13 protein-coding genes are annotated in these 18,227 nt (G+C 54.3%); 3 read left to right on the forward strand and 10 right to left on the reverse strand.

All coding sequences use genetic code 11. From position 1 onward, the window contains the following. Positions 1-203 precede the first annotated feature (203 nt). Positions 204-842: a hypothetical protein gene (locus NYE48_RS28250; protein ID WP_445323997.1), complete on the forward strand. Its 639-nt coding sequence runs from the start codon at positions 204-206 to the stop codon at positions 840-842. On the opposite strand, the gene NYE48_RS15125 is transcribed toward NYE48_RS28250, so the two are convergent. The 5 genes from NYE48_RS15125 to NYE48_RS15145 all read right to left on the reverse strand — a co-directional run bounded on the left by NYE48_RS15125 (position 839) and on the right by NYE48_RS15145 (position 11,450). Further along, positions 839-6,484 (reverse strand): discoidin domain-containing protein, encoded by a 5,646-nt coding sequence (locus tag NYE48_RS15125; RefSeq protein WP_340999251.1) that lies wholly within the window; start codon positions 6,482-6,484, stop codon positions 839-841. The genes NYE48_RS28250 and NYE48_RS15125 overlap by 4 nt on opposite strands. A 45-nt stretch (positions 6,485-6,529) precedes the next feature. Further along, on the reverse strand, positions 6,530-8,089 hold the full coding sequence (locus NYE48_RS15130; RefSeq protein WP_052147295.1) for an ABC transporter substrate-binding protein: 1,560 nt from the start codon (positions 8,087-8,089) through the stop codon (positions 6,530-6,532). A 67-nt stretch (positions 8,090-8,156) separates the two neighbouring features. Continuing rightward, positions 8,157-9,035 (reverse strand): carbohydrate ABC transporter permease, encoded by an 879-nt coding sequence (locus NYE48_RS15135; RefSeq protein ID WP_340999252.1) that lies wholly within the window; start codon positions 9,033-9,035, stop codon positions 8,157-8,159. Positions 9,036-9,051: 16 nt separating this feature from the next. Beyond that, complete coding sequence (locus tag NYE48_RS15140) at positions 9,052-9,966, reverse strand: ABC transporter permease (RefSeq protein WP_156124698.1); 915 nt, start codon at positions 9,964-9,966, stop codon at positions 9,052-9,054. Between the two features lie 374 nt (positions 9,967-10,340). Continuing rightward, positions 10,341-11,450 (reverse strand): phosphotransferase, encoded by a 1,110-nt coding sequence (locus NYE48_RS15145; protein ID WP_340999253.1) that lies wholly within the window; start codon positions 11,448-11,450, stop codon positions 10,341-10,343. A 332-nt stretch (positions 11,451-11,782) separates the two neighbouring features. Here NYE48_RS15145 and NYE48_RS15150 point away from each other — a divergent pair, with 332 nt between their 5' ends. Next, positions 11,783-12,445: a hypothetical protein gene (locus NYE48_RS15150; RefSeq protein ID WP_340999254.1), complete on the forward strand. Its 663-nt coding sequence runs from the start codon at positions 11,783-11,785 to the stop codon at positions 12,443-12,445. 146 nt (positions 12,446-12,591) lie between these two features. Beyond that, positions 12,592-13,155, forward strand: coding sequence for a hypothetical protein (locus NYE48_RS15155; protein WP_340999255.1), 564 nt, complete (start codon positions 12,592-12,594; stop codon positions 13,153-13,155). Between the two features lie 34 nt (positions 13,156-13,189). Here the strand turns inward: NYE48_RS15155 and NYE48_RS15160 are convergent, their stop codons facing one another. The 5 genes from NYE48_RS15160 to NYE48_RS15180 form a co-directional block, all read right to left on the reverse strand. After that, positions 13,190-13,756: an SMI1/KNR4 family protein gene (locus NYE48_RS15160; protein WP_340999256.1), complete on the reverse strand. Its 567-nt coding sequence runs from the start codon at positions 13,754-13,756 to the stop codon at positions 13,190-13,192. A gap of 208 nt (positions 13,757-13,964) precedes the next feature. Continuing rightward, a complete protein-coding gene (locus tag NYE48_RS15165; RefSeq protein ID WP_340999257.1) occupies positions 13,965-15,050 on the reverse strand; it encodes a GerAB/ArcD/ProY family transporter in 1,086 nt (361 codons plus the stop codon). Between the two features lie 15 nt (positions 15,051-15,065). After that, positions 15,066-15,299, reverse strand: coding sequence for a hypothetical protein (locus NYE48_RS15170; protein WP_340999258.1), 234 nt, complete (start codon positions 15,297-15,299; stop codon positions 15,066-15,068). After that, positions 15,296-16,489 carry a Ger(x)C family spore germination protein gene (locus NYE48_RS15175; RefSeq protein ID WP_340999259.1) on the reverse strand — a complete coding sequence of 398 codons (1,194 nt, stop codon included), beginning with the start codon at positions 16,487-16,489 and terminating at the stop codon, positions 15,296-15,298. Before NYE48_RS15175 ends, NYE48_RS15170 begins: the two co-directional genes overlap by 4 nt. Beyond that, the gene (locus NYE48_RS15180; protein ID WP_340999260.1) at positions 16,486-17,985 is read right to left on the reverse strand and encodes a spore germination protein; all 1,500 of its coding nucleotides are present in this window, start codon (positions 17,983-17,985) and stop codon (positions 16,486-16,488) included. The genes NYE48_RS15175 and NYE48_RS15180 overlap by 4 nt, the downstream gene beginning before the upstream one ends. Positions 17,986-18,227: the final 242 nt, after the last annotated feature.

The following is an 18,227-nucleotide window of genomic DNA, read 5'->3' on the forward strand; positions in this document are numbered from 1 at the left end:
CTGCGGGTGATCAGAATCCCGTTTTTGTTCGTGACCATGAAGCTGGATTCCGGGGAATTGCCCATTTTATCAAATAAATCCTGGAGCGCGGACAATTTCAGATTAATAAAGATCGCATACTCCGACCTCGCGTCGGACGGAATAAAGATAAGGGAAAGAATCGGGTTGTCGTATCGCTTGCCCGAATAGACGTACTGCTGCCTGTGGGGGAGGAAAATCATTTTGCCCAGTCCGTTGCGGACCTGAACCAGCTTGCGCGCTTCCGGATCGATGTCGGCGATCTCGACGTCCCGCGGAATCGAATGGATGAATTGCCCCGTCGCGCCGTTGCGCAAATAAACGGAATCGATAAAATCATTCGCATTGACGATTTCATGGAGCTTTCGGTCCAGCGCAAGCGAGTCGACCGGATCAAGGTTTGGCGCGTACAGGCTTTGGATGACGTCCTTGTCGTTCAGGAGCTGTTCCCCGGCCCGGAACGCCCTTTCATACAGCATCTCGATGCTGGCATCGGTTTGATGGAGCAGCTTCCGGGTCGTTTCCGAGATCTGCTTTTCGCTGATCATATTGGTAAACGTATAGTTCACGGCCGAAAGCATGAGCAGGCTCAGGCCAAAAACGATCGTGTTGGCCGCGATCAATCTGAACAAAAAGCTTCGGGTCGGCACATGCCATCTCCATTTCATCGGGTTCACCGGCATTTCACATCCTGTCACTCTGGAATCCTAAATATATTGGCCGTCGATCGGCTGAATCCTCCCTGTTCAAAGGCAGCCGAATCGGGCTTGATCGATGATGCAGGCCTTCCCCTGAGGGAAGGCCTGCTGGAATGTGTATTTTAACGAGCCGGCTCAACTTTGGCATCGGCCCAATCGGCATGGTCTTCGGCGTTTCCGTCTCCGCCGTCCAGAACCACGAGTTTGAGCTCGTTTTTGCCGGAAATGTCGACATCGACTTGGCGGGCAGGCGTGTTTCGGTTCATCGTGCCGCTGTCGAACAATTTGACGCCGTCCGCCCACACCTGGAACACCGCCGAACCACCAGGGCTTTCCAAATCGATTCCCGCCGCGGCGGTAAACCGCTTATAGCCTTTGCCCCCGATGGAATAGCGGATTTCCGAGGATGCATGGGTGCCCAAGCCCTTCTTGTACGAACGGCTTCCTTTTCCGTCATACAAGGTCAGCACGTTCCCGCCGACGCTCCAATCTTTTTTCACCCGGCTCCAGCCGCTGGTCGCGTCCGACCACTGCATATCGCTTAAATACTGCGGCGCGTCCGCGAATGTGAAATCGAAATCGTCATGGGCGGCGAGCTTCATTCGGACGGTGCCGGTATAGCCGGAATCGACCGCGATCGGCTTTAGTACCGGATTGGCCTCGACCCAACCCGGGAAGCCTGCGGGATGGGACCATTCGTTCCGGATGTGCAGGCGGACCGATCCGTCAGCGTTCAGCGAAGCTTTGACCGCCCCCGAGCCGTCCCCCTGCACCGAAATCCGGTTTCGGGATTTGCCGAACAGGAGGGAAGCGTAATTCACGTTCGTCTTGGAGGCGCGGAAATCCGCCGTCCCGAGGCCCTCCTTCTCATCCTCCATCCACGGCCAATCCGGCTTGACGCCGTACTTCTCTTCACCTTCGGAACGCTTCTTATAAGCGGTGCCGGTGAGTCTGCCAATATGGTTTGCCGGATATTCGTTCCATTCCCCGTTCCGATCCCAGGTGATCCGGTCGGCATCCGCGGCTGCATCAAAGGATACGCCGACGGCGTCGTAAGTTTCCGGCGGGTCGGTGACGGTATACGTGGTGGAGATGAGCCCCTTGCCGTCCACGCGAACCTCGAAATGGACGCCCGTCTTGCCGTATTGGCCCGATATGCGGATGACGGCTTCCTTGCCCGAGCGGCTTTGGCTGATGCCGGAGAGCGTCCATGCCCCAAGCTTCGACGTATAGCCCATATCGAGGTACGGCCCGCCGGTGATCATCGTTTTCCCTTTGTATTCGCCGGTTTGGATCATGCCCGTCGTTTTGCTGAACGTTAGGCGGAAATCATTGCCGGAAACGACGATTTGGCTGCCGGTTTCCCGGATATCCGGGGCTTTCCCTTGCGGCTTCCACGGCACGATCGTTCGCTGGCCGACGACTAGCAGGTATTCGTCCACGAGCGAATCGGCAGCGGTATGGTCGTCCCGGTAAATTTTCAGGCGGACGGCATCTCCGTTTTTCCACTTTCTTGCAGGAAGCGTAAGCTGCCCTTTGCTCATGGGCTCCACGGAAGAGCCTTGGAGCTTTCCTTTTTCTTTGCCGACGCTCCACTCGATGGTAACCTCGCTCAAATTTGTATGATTGTAACGGTTTTCGATCGGTATCGTCAGCGGTTGGCCCGCTCCCGGGTTCGGAAGCGAATCGGCCCCGATTCTTACGGGCGAATAAGCTTTTTTGACGTTCCAATATTCCGGCTTTTCCCGGTTCCATTCGTCAAGGATGCCCCAGTTGACCAGGAAGCCCTGCCAGATCCCGTCCGGACCGTAAAAGCGCAGGTCGCGGGAGTGCCAGATGGCTCCGCCCAGAACGCCCGGCGTCCCGTACAGATCATCCCACAGCCGGTGAAGAGCGGTGCCGTAAAAATCCCTGTAGGCCGGATCGTCGTCGATCCAGTCGCCGTAATAGACGTAACCGTGGGCATATTCGTCGTACAGCTCCGGCTTGTCATGCGTACCGAAAGTATGGCCGTATGGGGTGTAATGAATGCTGAACAAGTCGGTATACCCGGCAGGAGCGTTGAATCCCCAACTGAATTTTACGGGGCGGGACGGATCAACCGCCTTGACGTAATCATGGGTTGCCGCCACGTTGCTTCCCCACGCGCTTTCATTGCCGATGGACCAGATGACGATGCTTGGATGGCTGCGGTCCTTCTCGATCGTTTCGGAGAATTGGCCCATATAGTTGTTTAAATATTTCGGATCGCTGGCCCTGCCGTCGCTGACGAACATCACCGAGTTCTCCTGTTCGACGTAAAAGCCGAGTTCATCGGCCAAATCCAGCACGTATTCGTACTGCGGCCAATGGGAAGCGCGAATGTAGTTGACGTTGGCTTCCTTGAGCTTGATCAGCGACTCGCGGTCATGTTCCGGATCGGCGGCGACACCGATAAGCGGGGACGACTGATGCCAATCGACGCCGCGCAGCTTCACGACTTTCCCGTTCACCAGCATCTGGTTGCCCTCCATTCGGATCGACCGGAAGCCTATTTTGCGGATCACGGTTTGCACGGATTTGCCGTCTGCTTTCGCCGTAGCTTTCAGCGTGTACAGCCGCGGATGCTCGGCATCCCATTTCACGGGTTTTGCGACCGGGATTTGGATCGACGCTTCCGGCTGACTGCCCGTCAACGAAATTGCAGCCGGCTCGATCGGTACGTCGTTTCCGTCCGGATCGGTAAGCTGCAGCTCGATTTCCCCCTGCATCGCCTCCTCTAACGCCATGCCGGCCGATACCTTCAACGTCGCGTCCGAATACGCGGCGTCGAACTCGGTTTCGGCGTGCAGGCGGGTGATGTGATCGACGGGCAGCGCAAACAGCTTCACCTGGCCGATCAGTCCCCGGACATGCTGGTATTCGACAAACCCGGTTTCTGCCGTAATCCCGACGGTGATCGTGGCGTCTTCGCCCGGGGCAACGTATTCCGTAACGTCGGCGTCAAACGTCGTAAAACCTCCGCGGTGCTGGCGGACCAAATGGCCGTTGACCCAGACGCGGGCGAAGTTGAACGCCGCTTCGAAGCGGAGCATCACCCTGCTTCCATCATAGGAAGACGGAATGTTTACCGTTTTCTGGTACGCGTGTTCAATATTGCGGTCCGGGAACCAATCGCAGCCCTGCTGGCCGCGGATATCGAAGCCGAGCACCTCGATGTTGGCCGGGACCCGGACCTCTTTCCACCCGGACGTATCGGTGCCGTTTCGCCAGAAGCCCTGTCCGGGATTCAGCTTGAATTTCCACGTGCCGTCCAGACTGACGACCGGCTCGGGTACGCCGCTGACCGAAGCAGGAAGCGGAACGATCACCGGCCGCGGCCAACCATTCGTTGCCGGACCTACCGGAACGAGAGGCATCGGTTCGCTTGGCGTTCCCCAAACCGCCAACTCGCGGATGCCCGGCTTGGTGCCGGGCTCCAGCCCCGTGACGGTCACCCGGACATAACGCCGCGCCGTTTCCAGGAAGCGATCTTTTCGGACCTGGTCCCGGCCGGTAAGATCGGTCCTGTCCGCAACCGAATACCAGTGAAGGGCGTCGGCGGACACTTCGATTTTGTATTTGTAATTTTTTGCTTCATTCCAGGCGATTTGCGTGCCTGTCAGGTCGTAATCGCCGCCGAGATCGACCTGAAGCCAGCCGTCGGCTTCCGAGCTGCCGGCGATCCACGCGGTATCTTGATCGCCGTCGACGGCATTACCCGGTTTGGCTGCCGGCTGCGACGACGATGCCGACGCCTCTTTGTTCAGCGCGACGTTGGTTTCATCCCGCATGATGCTGTACGGAATGGAAGCCGAAGGGCTTGCATTCGCCCCGTCCGATACGTAGGCGCGGATCGTGACGTCCTCTTCCACGATCAGCGGCTCCGTATACAGGCGTTTGGAGACCGATGTCAGCGGATCCGTTCCATCCAGCGTATAGAAAATGGAAGCGCCCGGAATGGAGCTGGACAATGCAACGGCCGTCCCTGCAGCCACGTCCCCCGGCGGCGGGGTAGCCGACAACGGTATGACCTGATATTCGAACGTTTTGACCTCGCTGTCCTCTTTTCCCTCCATGGCGGCGTAAGCTTGCAGTTTGGTTGCGGCGCCGATGCTCCCGCCGTGCAGGATGATCGGTTCCTTATACACGGTCTTGGTCTCCGATGTCTTTGGATCGGTGCCGTCCGTCGTATAATAAATCGCGGCTCCAGGCTGCCCGCCGAACAGCTCGACGGCCGTGCCGTCAATCACCGGTCCCGGCTTGACGCTGGTTTCCACAGGCAGCGCGACGGCCGTATTGTACAGCTCGAACTCCCATATGGCCGCGGCGATGCCGGTTTTGTCCAACTGATGAAGCCTGACGTAACGCGCCTTCGCCGGGGCGAAACCGTATATCTGATCCTTGGAGTCGTCATTGCCGGTTTCTTCGGCCACCGTCGTCCAGCGCTCCCCATCTTCCGATACGTCGATCGTAAATTTCGTCACGTAGTTGACGTGATCCGGATTTTTGCGAAGGACCGCATAATTGACCGGCTGGCTGCTGCCCAGATCGACGGTCAAATCCCACAGCACGTTTTGTTCCGGTTGGGCATACGTCCCGGGGTTGCCGTCAATGGCGCGTCCGGCGACATTGCCCCAGCCTGCCGGGGACGACATTTCCGCCGTGGCCGTCAGCGCGAGGTTCGGATATTGGGACAAATCCTCCTTGGGAACCCGGTATTCAAAGCTTCCGACCTCGCTGACGCCCCCTCCCTTTTCGTCGACGGCAACCGCTTTTATGTTCAGGTCGGATCCGACCGAAATCGGTTCGGTATATGGATGCCGGGTCTCGGATGTCACCGGATCCGTTCCGTCCGTCGTGTAATAGATGGCCGCCGTGCCTGGAGAGCTGGACAGCTTCACTTGGGTGCCCGGCAGCACGGTTCCGGACGGCGGAGCGGCCGTCAATACGGGAATGACCGCGGCCTTCGAGAATAATTCCAGCTCGCTGACCCGTACGGCCGGCCAGTCGACGCCTTCAGCCGTTTTTTTCGTGACGTGAAGACGCACATACCGGGCCGAGATCGCATCCGGCAACGTCCGGTCGGTCACGGCATCCATGTTGCCGACCACCGAATCCGCCGTTTGCCAGGGGCCGCTTGCATCCCCCGTGCTGTATTCCAATTGGAAATCCTTCGTCGCCCATGTTCCCGCCGCGCCGTGATAGACCGTCCAGCGCATGATCGGTTGAACGGCGCCCAGATCCACCATCGCCCATTCGTCGGCCAGCGGGCTGCTTTGCCATCCGGTATCGCTGGTAGACCACATAAGGTCCAGCCTGCCGTCCGTCAAATACGCTCCCGGATGCTGCGGAAGCGCGCTGCTCGCCGTTACCGGCTTGTTCAGCGCCAGGTTTGCCCCGGGTACGGCCGCGTCGCCGCTGCCGGGGGCCATCGCTTCCTCTCCCGGCCGAACCTCCGGCGGGGCCTGCCCATCCGTGCCGGGCTGCGCTTGGACATCGGCAGGGGAAGGGTTTTCCCCTGGCTGCTCCGGCTCCGCGCCGGGCGGCTGCTCGCCGGGCGGTTCTTGTGCCGCCGGCGGTACTTCGCCTTCAGGCCATCCTTCTTGCGGCGGCGCCTCTACCGGACCCGGCGTTTCGGTCCCTGAAACGGCGGCATAGGCCCTGGGGGAAAAAAGCGGCGCGGTAAACGGTCCAAGCACAAGCGAAGCGGACAAAGCCGCGATGGCCCATGATTTCAACTTGAGCATGATCGGATATCCCTCCAACATTCAAAATGTTACGCTGCGCGTACCTCAGCCTCGCGGTGATTTGCGCTTAGAAGCGATAAATGCATCCAGCTGGCGCTGCATCTCCGCGATGACTTTATCGATCCCCGCCGATTTGAGCTTGTTTTCGAATTTCGGGTAAAATTGGTCGTAATCCGAGAATCCCGCATAAGCCGCATCGACATATTCCTTCTCGACGGCGTTGATTTGGGCCATTTCGGCTTTGACCGGATCGGCATTAAACCGGAAGCCGAGGGTCGGGGCCTCTTTCGCCCCTTCGTCCCATTTCTGCAGCGACTGGATGAGTTCAGGGCTGACGTGCTTGCTGAAATGTTTGAGGCGAATATCGTCCCAAGCCCAATACACCTGATTATAGGTTTGCTGCTCCCCGATGCCTTCGAGGGAAATGGCGCTGCCGTCCAGCTTGAAGTTGACGTCCTTCACGCCGTAAGAGAAGAGGTCGTAATTCTCCTGTTGGCTGCGGAACCAACTGACGAAAGCGATGGCCCCCTCCGGATTTTCGCTCGTGGAAAATACCGACAAAAGGTTGGAAGCCGCATCGAAAATGTACTTGGGCTTGTCGGGGTGCAGGAACACGTCTTCCAGCTCCCCTTGAGGAAGCGTTTTCTTGAATGCGTCGATCCGTTCCGTCGTTTTTAGCACGTTGGACCAGATTGCCGCAAGTTTCCCGTTGTTGAGCGCGGCTTCGGGGTCTTTGATTTCCTGCGCGTCCTTCGGCATCCATCCGTTCAAATACCATTTCCGTTTCGTGTTTACGATGTTTTTAAAAATTTCAGATTCGTAAAAATTGCGCACCTTCAGCTCCGGATCGGCGGGATCCACATATCCCGGCCCTGCTCCCATGTCGCCGACGGGCAAGTAGACGTCGCCGAACTCCCGCAGCAGCGCGCGGGTACCGTCGTTGGCGATCGGCATCATACCCGGTTCGTTTTTCTTGATCGTGTCCAGGTAATGTTCGAAGTCGGCAAGCGTGCGAATTTCGGGCAGGTTGTATTTTTTGCGCAGATCCCCCCGGACCGCAAAGAAGTTGTTGTTTTCCGCCGTCGGCACGAGCGTGGGAATGCCGTAAATCTTGTTGTCGATCGAAGCGCTGAGCCAGTTGGCGGAAGGAATGTTCGCCTTCAGGTCCTTGCCGTTCGTTTCGAGCCATTCGTCAAGCGGGGACACGACATGCTTGGAAACGATTTGCGACAGCCAGCTGACATGCGTCCAGGCCAAATCGTATTTTTCGCCCGAAGCGGCGATCAGGTTCAGCTTGTTGGAATACTGATCCCACGGGAAATACGTAAATTCGAGCTTCAGCGGCAGCCCATCGGCGTTCAGTTTGTCTTCAAGCGCTTTCTGCACGTTCGCCAGATCTTTCGGCGCATCGCCGGGAAGCACAATTTTGACCGTTCCGCCGACTGGCGTTTTGCCTTCTCCGCCCGTTCCCTGCTCGGTCTTCTTGTCGCCCGGGTTCTCCTCCTTTCCGGTCGCTGAACCGCCGGAACCGGAACAAGCCGCAAGCAGGCCGCTCAGCATCATTGCCAGGATGAGCATGGTTGCAAATGCTTTCTTTTTTGTCACCGTTTAGAACCTCCCCGATTAAGTTGAAAAAGCTGTCTATGTTGAACCGTCTTCGGACGGCTGCAACCTATCCTTTGACCGCGCCGATCATGATGCCTTTCACGAAATACCGCTGAATAAACGGATAGACGAGGATGATCGGGCCGATCGTGACCAGCACCATGGCCATCTGCGCCGTCTCTGACGGAAGCGTTTGGCTGCCCGACACCAGGTTCCCCTGCGTGCTCATGTAATTGATCATGGATTGGATTTTGAACAGGATGAACTGAAGCGGGTACAACTTCCGGTCATCGATCAGCCAGAGCGCCAGCCCCCAATCGTTCCAATACGCGAGCGAGTAGAACAAGGCTACCGTCGCGATGATCGGCGCGGAAAGCGGCAGCATGATTTTGGCAAACACATAGAGCGGTCCCGCTCCCTCCATTTCGGCCGATTCCAGCAGCGCAGGCGGCAGCGACTTGAAATAATTGCGAATCAAGAACACATGGAATGGATTGATGAGCATCGGCAGGATTAAGGCGGCCAGCGTATCCTTCAGATGCAAATATTTGGTGACGAAGATGTACCATGGGACAAGCCCCGCGTTAAAAATCATCGTAATGAAAATAAACAAGGCGATGCCGTTGCGGTATCTCACTTTCTGCCTGGCCATCGTGTGGGCAAGCATGGCGCTAAGCAGCAGCCCGGCACCCGTCCCGATCGCCGTCACCGTAACGGAAACCATGTACCCCCTCCAAATTTCGTCTCCGGAGAAAATAAGGCGATAGGCATCCCACGAAAACGTGTCCGGAAACAGCGAATATCCGTGCTTAATTACCGAGGATTCGCCCGAGACCGAGACCATGATCGTCAGAATAAACGGAATGGTCGTAAAAGCGCAAAAGGCGACGGCGATCAGATGAAATAAGACCTGAGAAAACGAGTACCTTCGTTTTTGGATGTGCATAAGATCCTTCCCCCAGTTAGAACAGCGCGTTATCGTTGTTGATTTTTTTGACGGCCCAGTTGCAGCCGAGCACGAACAGGAATCCGCAGACCGATTGGTAGAGGCCTACCGCCGCAGGCATGCTGATGTCGCCGACGTTTTTGACCGCGCGGAAGACGTACGTATCGATGACATCCGTCGTTTCATACAGCAGCCCGTTATCGCCCACGATCGAATAAATCGTTTGAAAGTCTCCGTAGAAAATTTTCCCGACTGCCAGCAGCGTGACGATCGTGATGGTCGGCACAAGCAGCGGCAGCGTAATGTGGCGGATGCTTTGCCAGCGGTTTGCGCCGTCGAGCGCGGCCGCCTCGTACAATTCGTCGTCGATGCCAACGATCGTGGCCAGATACAAAATGACGGCATACCCGGTATTTTTCCAAACGTAGACCCCGACGAGGATGGCTACCCAATACCCCGGAGCGGAATACCAGTCGACCGGCGCCAGGCGCAGCAGATCCCTCAACTGGTTCACCAGCCCGTATTTGGAGCTGAACATCAGATACACGAAGTTGCCGACGACGACCGCCGAAAAAAAGTAAGGCAGAAACATCAGGCTTTGGTACGTTCGGCGAAAAAAGCTTTTGCGGATCTCGTTCAGCAAAATCGCAAAGCCGACAGCGATCACCGTGCCAAAAACAATATAGTTGGCGTTGATAAACAGCGTATTGAACGTCGTTCTCCACGCATAATCGCCATGGAAATAAAAAGCGAAATTTTGCAGTCCCGCCCACGGGCTTCCGAAAATGCCGTCCTTGAAGTTATAATCCTTGAACGCAATCAGAATCCCGGGCAGCGGCAAATAACAGAACACCAGGAAATACAGCAGTCCCGGCAACGCCATGAGGTAATACCATCCGTTGCTTCGCAGTTCCTTGAACATGCCCTTCATACCATCGAATCGCTCCCCAAACATAAATTTCGCTTTTGTAAGCGTTGTCAAATTCGATCATAGGAGGTTTGCCCCGGAAAGGAAATTTCACTTTGTTAAGATGATATAAAAAATTTACGAAACGCCCCTTTAAATTTTTAATCGGATGCGGATTTTTGCCGTTTGCCAAGGAAAACGCCACTATTTCGCTTTAACCGGCCGGGGGGCGCCCCTCTACTTGCCATTGCTGTTCCACAAAAAACCGCCTTAAATTTTTAAGGCGGGCCAATCTTTATGGCATGCGATTACGCAAAAATCGATCTTTTCGTTAAAAAATATGATTTTCGCGAAAAATAATGGCTTCTGACCGGTTCTTAACCGGCTTCAAGCGGCATTCAGCGTCGTAAAATCACTTCCGCTTCGGCAGCCGCCTCCATCTGCATTTCGGCGATCAGCGCGAGTTTGCCGCACTGCGGCGATGTTGAATCCTGCTTCAGCTTTTGCAGCAGCTTGGGTACCTCCCATACGGAACGCAGCGCGAAAGCCGCCAGAAAACCGAAACGGGGAAGCATTTCATCGCCATGCCAGCCTGCCTCTCGCAGCCCTTCAATATAGGAGGAGAGAAACTGTTCGCGCAAGTCCCTGCCTGACTCCGGCTGAATTTGCCCTCTGCTGACGGATAATCCGAAAAAGCGGCCCAAATCTTCCCCGACGCCGGAGATGCTGGCAAACTGCCAATCGATCAACGCCAGACTTCCTGCGCGCAAGCGATTGCGACTGAACAAAATGTTGGCTTCATAATAATCCTGATGCGAAAACGTTCTGGGCAGACGCTCCAGCGCATCGATCCACTCGGGTAGGGAGGTTTCCAGCGCCGCGAACTTGTCCAGCAAGGAAGCTAATCCATGGCGGGATACCGCCGGATCACGGGCTATTGGTTCAACATTCAAGGATCGGTATTTCTGGCATTCCCGGATCCATGACCGCATCCAGCCGCGGTTGATCCACGGATATTCAGGCAGCGCCTTTCCGAGGAGATAGACGGCATGAAACGCTCCCAGCTTTTTCGCTGCAAACGCATAGTCCTCCAGTTCCCATCCCTTGGACTCATGCGGCATCTCCTCAAGCCACAGCCATACGGATCCGTCAGCCTGTTCATCGATCCCGTAACATGCCGGCGCCTGAAAACCTTCCGGCAAATGTTCCAGCAAACCTGACTCGTAAACCATCGCTTCGCGGCGCCAATAATTGTAGTGCGAAGGGTCGCTCCGATTCGGGTCGGCCAACACGATTTTAAGGATGACGGTCCATTCGCGAACCTTTCCTTTGACCTCATTGGTACCGGAGACGCGGTATACCCCGTCGGTCACGAAATTACGGGCCTTCGGCCCGATTGGTTCGCAAGTCCAACGGATCATCGCCCCCTCTTCGGTTTGGAGGATACGCTTCGAAATGCCGGTCAGCCGTTTTTCGTCGATTTGGGAATATACGCTTTCAGTGATCATTAAAATAAGATCCTCCTTAAAGGGCATTATATCGCCCCTCCCCGTCAGTGCCCGCATGAATGGAACCAACGTGCATGGTTTGGCGCCAATAAGGCCTGTCTAACCCCATTTTCCCCGTCTATCCCTATGCAATGCCTCCATGATGTATCGTTACGATATAATCTACCACACCTTCCATAACGTTCCAATGCCAAAAAACATCGGATGCTTGCTGCCGCCGCAAGTCCCATGAGGCTTGCATTTTTGCACCGTATCGTTTAACTTAATGTTCGAACCGGATAAAGGTAAGATTTTTCCAGTCCAACCAGCATGTTAAAGGAGTTATAACTACCATGACCAAGTCGCGCATTGTACTTCGATGTTTAGCCCTGTTTTTCCTTATCGCCCTGTTACCGGCGTGCAGCGTTGCCAAAAAACAAATCGTTCCGCAAGACGTCGGGCCGGAAGCCCTATTGCACGGTTTGTATGAAAGGGAGTCCATCCAATCGGTCAAATCCGTATCGACCCTGCCTTTGCATGAGATTTCGGAAATCGATAAAAACATGAATCTTTATTACCAATACGCTTTTTTGGTCAAGGGAGCCGTCAATCAGGAAAACAATCCCGTTCCGGATCAGCTCTATGTCATCGCCGCCGTCGAAAACCGGAGGGAAGATCGGGAAGTCAGCATTGAAGATTTCGAAGGAAACATCAACGGGGAAATCGTGAATATGGCTCCGCGTCATCATACCTTTGACGTTAACGTCTGTTACGGAAAAACAAAATCCGAATGCAATCCTACAAAAAATCCTCCCATTCAAGTACATAGCATTAATTTTAACCTGGATCAATTCAAGTCCTTTAAGCCAAAACAGGAAAACATCGTGGATATCAGCGTCAGTTACGCTTTGGGGGCGAGCAAAAAAGAGCTTCGCGAACAATTTTTGAGCGATTCCGGACTGCAGAATGTCGGGGAAGAAAGCGTCACGCTTCAACTGCCGGCGGATTTTTATTAACGGCCTTTTTAAGTTCCTTGCGCAGCAGGATCTGGATGCTTTGATGAAATCGTCCGCAAATTCGCTGCTGCTTTTAAAATTCCATTTTATTCATGAAGCCGGTTGATTATAATCATGTCATGAGCTATTTGGAAAGGAAGTGTCATATGAGCAAAACGACCCGAGTGCCTTTGACCGCGCTGGCGTCGGTTTTGAATCTCTTCCCCCCTGACGGGCGGGTTTGGTACAAGAAAAAAAGAAACATCCTACGGATGGCCCTCATCGCGTTCTGCTTGATCGGCATGCTGGTCGTATGCTTCAAATACGGAGGCAACGTGCGCAAGCATTTATGGATCGGCATCGGGGGATACAGCGGCGTACTGTTTTTCTTCAGTTTTTTTCCTACATATGTCTTTTATCGAATCCGCCGCCGGCAGGCAGGCCCGACCAAAGCGGATCTCGGTTTCATGGCGTTCCTCTTCCTGCTGTCCTTCTACCCGCTGATCATGCTCGGAATGGTAACGGCAGATATCGTGCAGGGCCCGATCGTCAAAGTGATCCATGTGGAGGAAAAATGGGATCCGAAACGCGGCGGGGACATGGTGAAAACAAGCGAGGGCACGCAATACGAGATTGCCGACCGCAAGATCAATATGAGAGAAGGCGGCACCTACCGCGTCAAAGTGTTGAAGCATTCCAAGCTGATCCTGGAAGCGAAGAGACAGCGCTAAAAAGCGCGTCAGCCAATCCCGGCGGCTCTTCTTTTTACCCTTTTTCCACAAAATGATGGTCAAAATAAGCTTTAAAACTCGGATACAACAACACAAGATGCTCTTGGAGCTGCTTCCGATCCGTATGTACTTCGTCCAACCCGAACAAAATGTCGTGGTCGATTTCGTAAATCGCCTGTTGATCTTCGTCCGGTCCGCTGCCCACGTCGATGCACCAAATGCATCCGTACTCCGCATCCCATGTGAATGGGAGATAACCAAGCCTGCAGAGCAGCGGGTTGTACATGTCCCGGATGTTTTTCAATGGCTCGTTCGTATCCTGCTCCGGAATATCGTCGAAATAGTGATGATAAGTGGAGATGAAGGCCTTGTACCATTCCGGAAACGTCAGGCCGAACTCTTTTTCCAGCGCCGATATATCTTCTGCGGTGACCGTCGACGGCACCAGCTTCCACACGGACCATTCCTCTTGGCTGTCATTCGCTTTCATCGGAGCAGGCACACCAGGGCGCATCCATACGCAAAACCCGTCCTCCCCAACCTTGCTGTGCCGGTCATAATAAGCTTCAAATCCTGATTTGATGTAGTCTCGTATATTCATCGCGGGTTCCCCTTCAATATGAAAAAGTCCGAACTTCAAATGCTGCAGCCTTTAGCCGCTCCGGTTCGTATTTTTATGGTAACCCAAGCCGGCAATCCAAAGAAACCCCTAAAAGACAAAAAATAAAAAGCCGCTGGAAAGCGGCTTTTCGTTAAACATGACTAAACGGTATAAGCTATGCTTCCTCCCCTTGTCCGCCCGCAAGAATTCAGGAAGATATTTTCCGCCGCAGCCATGCGACAGCCACAAGGAGAAGCGGAACCAGGACGAGCACGATCACCGACGAACCTGTCCCTCCCGTAGGGAAATAGTGGAGCATTTGCTGGAAGTTTTTTGCGACCCATATGCTAAACACCGAGATCAGCAGACCGACCGGAAAAACAAGCGGACGATAATCCTTGATGTTTAGCCACTCGGCAAGATTCAGGGACAACGAGTAATACCACATCGAAATTTGCACGAAACCGCCGAGAATCCACAAGGCCATCACGATTGCTTCCACGTGCGAGAAAAAGTCGGAAATGCTGATATACCGGGAAGCCGACAGAAAAGGAAACGTCAAATTAGCCGTAGTTTCCCCGAACAAAAACAGGCAGGTAAAGTTGGTGATCACCATCGTTAGCATCATGAGAATTACGGCGAATAGCCCTCCTTTAACCCCTTTGTCCCCCTTCCGGACCGACGGATAAAAAGACGTGATCAGCAAAAATTCCATAAACCAGACCGCAGGCTCCAAGGAGCCTTTCAGCGAAGGGAGCACCCCCATTCCGAAGACCGGAAGCATGTTCAAAACGTTGTACTCGGGCAGAAGGAACAAAAAAATGGCCGCGACGAACAAAAAGAATATCGGCGCAAAAATCATCGCAAACCTCCCGATGACTTCCACGCCCGAACGCACGGCAAACGAGGACGTGGCCACGATGGAGCCGATGATCACGGTCAGCGGCGTCTGCGAGAGAAAAGCCTGCACGATAAACTCGGCATATTCCCTCGTAATCAATCCGATCGCATCGATCTGGAAAAACAGGAGCATGAATCCGAGCACGCTCCCGAGCCACTTGCCAAACACGCGGTTCAAATGGCAGATGATCGTTTCCCCCGGATAATACCGGTTCATGATCCACGCAAGCCCCACGCATAGGAAACCAAACACCGAGCCGATGATAGGCGACAACCACATATCCTGTTTCGCATACATGGCCGTGAATGACGGTACGACGAGAATCGAGGTGCCGCCGATCATCAAATACATCATCAAACCCAATTGGATGTTCGAGATTTTTTCCTTCTCCATCGTTTCCGTCCCCTCCTATCCTTCTGGATAAAAGATGTTCCAGATCGGCTTCGTCACGTAATTGATGAATTCGGTCGGACCGGGAAGGCGGGGGAACCACATCAAAGCAATCGCCAATGCCCACCCGGCCGAGGCCAATACCGTAAAAGCCGCCTTTTCTTTCTTGTTTTCGGGGCGAAATCTCGGATATTCGTAAAAAAACATCAGCAAAACCAGCAGGGTAACCCCCAAGTTTTTTAGAATAATCATCGAGTTCCCCCTTCTTTATAACTTTTTCCGGAAAATCCCGGCGATAGAATTTTGACTCGGGATTCGGTGCGAACGTTGACGTTAGGAAAAATTTCATCCCAGCGCCGCTGCTCCTTCAGCCATACCTTGGGATATTTCCGCCAAAAAGCGTCCGAAGCTCCGAATATGTCGGCACCCGTTTCCCTTTGAATGAGCCGGAACGTTTCTGCCACCCGTTTTTCGATTTCCTTGTTCAGTTGCTCTTCCACGCCGCGCAGCTCCTGCGGTTTCGTCACGTTGACGCGGGTTTCGTTTTGCAGGATGCTTGCTTCCCCGTCAAAACGGACGATGATGCTCCATGAACGACCGCGGATTACGGGAATGAGGGCCGTTCGGCCTTTAACGATCTGCGCGGTCATCATGCCTTCATCCTTCCCCCGGTTGCCGCTAACGGGAAAAGTGACGTTGGTCCTCTTCAGTTTGTTCCGGATCAGCAGCGTTTCGCGTTTGACCTTGTCGCCGAATGTTCCCGTCAGTTTCCCATCCTTAATCACGGCCGCTCCGGTGATGTATGGAAAGGTGTTTCCTTCGGGTTCCTCTTTTTTATCCACCAGCGGAACGACGGCCGCTTTGGATCTTCCCGTAAGCATCTCGCTCAAATCTTTAAGCGAAACGCCCATTCCGAACGGCAAAATGGCCATCTCGCGCAGCGTCTCCGCAACATCCCTTTCGACCTTCGGAATGATTTTCAAAATTTCTTTGGCATCCCCCTTGCTCACGAAAACGTAAGCGCGCTCGCGCGGCTGCAGGTGGCGGAAAATAAAATCCATTTGATTCAGGATGCCTTGGCGCGCAAGTTTCTCGCCAAAAATAAACACCTCGCCGTGTCCCCAAAAAACCTTTCGCGTCATCTGTTCCTGCAGCTTGGCCGCCGCATCGGCAAAATCGGTTCCTGTGGCGCTTTGCACGATAATCGAGTTGTTTCCTCCCGAGCCTCCGCCCATTAAGCTGTTGCTTCCCCCTTCGCCGCTAGATTGGTTGGGCGTAAAAACCTGCACGGAAAGTTCCACGTTTCCATTTTCGGCGAGATCCAGCCCTGCCGCCATAATCAGTCCAAGATCGTTGACTTCCGTCCGGTCCCAACACCCTCCGATCAGAGGCAGCATGCAGAGCAAAAGGCAGGCCATGCCGAATTTTCGGAGCAGCCTCATGTTTTGTTCCCTCCATCGGGGGGACCCGGACGTTGATGGGAGCCCTGCCGGTACCGGTTCCAGAATCCCGTTTTCGGTCTTCTGTTCATTTTCCAAAACGGTGCCCGGACGCTGACATCCTTCAACTGGTTCCAATGGGTGACGGTGGCGAACGAAGTATACGGCACCCCAAACGACCGCAGCGAGAAGAGATGAGTCAAAATAAGCGCAAATCCCATCATCAAGCCAAAAAAGCCGAGCGTTCCTGCCAAGAGCATCATCGGAAATCTCAGCAGCCGGATGGTTATGCCGAGGGTGAAATGCGGAATCAAAAAGGAGGCAATGCCGGTGATTGCAACGACCATCACCATCGGGGAAGAAACGAGGCCCGCCGCAATCGCAGCTTGTCCGATGACGAGCGCCCCCACGATGCTGACCGCCGCACCCATCTGTTTGGGCAGCCTCACTCCCGCTTCACGGAGCGCTTCGAACATAATCTCCATCAGCAGGGCTTCGACAAGCGCCGGAAAAGGAATTTGTTCCCGCGATTTCGTCATGTTCAACAGCAGCTTGGTCGGAATCATTTCCTGATGAAACGTGACGACGGCCACATAAAAAGAAGGGCCGATTAAAGCAATAAGGGAAAACAGATAACGGAGCCACCGGATCGCGGAGCCGATATAATAACGTTGGTAGTAATCTTCGGGCGAATGCAAAAACGTAAAGATCGACGTCGGCATGACGAGGACGATCGGAGTCCCTTCAACCAGGACCGCCGCCCTTCCTTCAAGCAGATTGGCTGCCACGACATCCGGACGTTCGGTCGTCTGCATTTGGGGAAACGGCGAATACGGATTGTCTTCAATGAGTTCCTCAATGTTCCCGCTCTCCAATATTCCGTCGACGTCGATTCGTCCAAGTCTGGCTTCGATTTCCTTAATCAGCTCCGGATCGACGATATCGTTCAGGTAAGCGATCACGACCTCCGTTTGGGAATAACGCCCGATCCGCATCGATTTCATCTTCAGCGCCGGCGTTTTCAGCTTTCGGCGAATCAGGGAAACATTGTCGATCAGCGTCTCGACGAAACCTTCGCGCGGGCCCCGTACGACGGGTTCGGCCTCCGGTTCGGTGATGGACCGTTTTTCCCACTTGGCCAATGAAAACGAGAGCGCTTGATCCTCATCTTCCATCAACAGCACCGGATTTCCGTTTCCAATCTCCATGATCAGTTGATCAAACGTTGCTGTCTTGGCGAACGACGATACGGGCAAACATTCGCATAATGCGCCAAGTCCCCCCTCTTGGTCCTTCATCTTTTGCAGCGCCGGCTCCAGAACAAACTGATTCAGTTGATCGCTGTCGGTCAAGCCCGTCAAATAGATGACGGCCGCTGCTTTCTCTCCGCATTGGAGATGGTGAAATACGACATCATAACTATCTGCGTACAACGCTTTGATCCGATCGAGATTTTCCGTCAATCGCGGCGAAATTGCAGATTCGCTATCGTTGTTCATGTTCACGCCTCCCGGGAAATCATTCGTTAACGCATAGGAAAAAATCTGGTTTTCGGTTAGTATGTTCCTCCGGACTTGAGAAAATACATATTGCGTTTTTTTCTCTGTTCAGGCTGCCCCGGCGACGGCTATGATTCGCCATGTACTACGTGCGAGTGCTGGAACTAAAAAAGCATCCGGCGCGCCCCAAGGCGTCCGGATGCCGGTTGAAACCGTCGTCAGATGTGGTTTTTTCGTTTTGT

This window comes from Paenibacillus sp. FSL M7-1455 (genome assembly GCF_038004655.1).
GTDB classification, from domain to species: domain Bacteria; phylum Bacillota; class Bacilli; order Paenibacillales; family Paenibacillaceae; genus Paenibacillus_AQ; species Paenibacillus_AQ cookii.

Coding starts and splice junctions, on each gene's coding strand:
- NYE48_RS15125 (WP_340999251.1), bottom strand. CDS start 6,484: ATGCTCAAGTTGAAATCATGGGCCATCGCGGCTTTGTCCGCTTCGCTT.
- NYE48_RS15135 (WP_340999252.1), bottom strand. CDS start 9,035: ATGCACATCCAAAAACGAAGGTACTCGTTTTCTCAGGTCTTATTTCAT.
- NYE48_RS15140 (WP_156124698.1), bottom strand. CDS start 9,966: ATGAAGGGCATGTTCAAGGAACTGCGAAGCAACGGATGGTATTACCTC.
- NYE48_RS15145 (WP_340999253.1), bottom strand. CDS start 11,450: ATGATCACTGAAAGCGTATATTCCCAAATCGACGAAAAACGGCTGACC.
- NYE48_RS15150 (WP_340999254.1), top strand. CDS start 11,783: ATGACCAAGTCGCGCATTGTACTTCGATGTTTAGCCCTGTTTTTCCTT.
- NYE48_RS15155 (WP_340999255.1), top strand. CDS start 12,592: ATGAGCAAAACGACCCGAGTGCCTTTGACCGCGCTGGCGTCGGTTTTG.
- NYE48_RS15160 (WP_340999256.1), bottom strand. CDS start 13,756: ATGAATATACGAGACTACATCAAATCAGGATTTGAAGCTTATTATGAC.
- NYE48_RS15165 (WP_340999257.1), bottom strand. CDS start 15,050: ATGGAGAAGGAAAAAATCTCGAACATCCAATTGGGTTTGATGATGTAT.
- NYE48_RS15170 (WP_340999258.1), bottom strand. CDS start 15,299: ATGATTATTCTAAAAAACTTGGGGGTTACCCTGCTGGTTTTGCTGATG.
- NYE48_RS15175 (WP_340999259.1), bottom strand. CDS start 16,489: ATGAGGCTGCTCCGAAAATTCGGCATGGCCTGCCTTTTGCTCTGCATG.
- NYE48_RS15180 (WP_340999260.1), bottom strand. CDS start 17,985: ATGAACAACGATAGCGAATCTGCAATTTCGCCGCGATTGACGGAAAAT.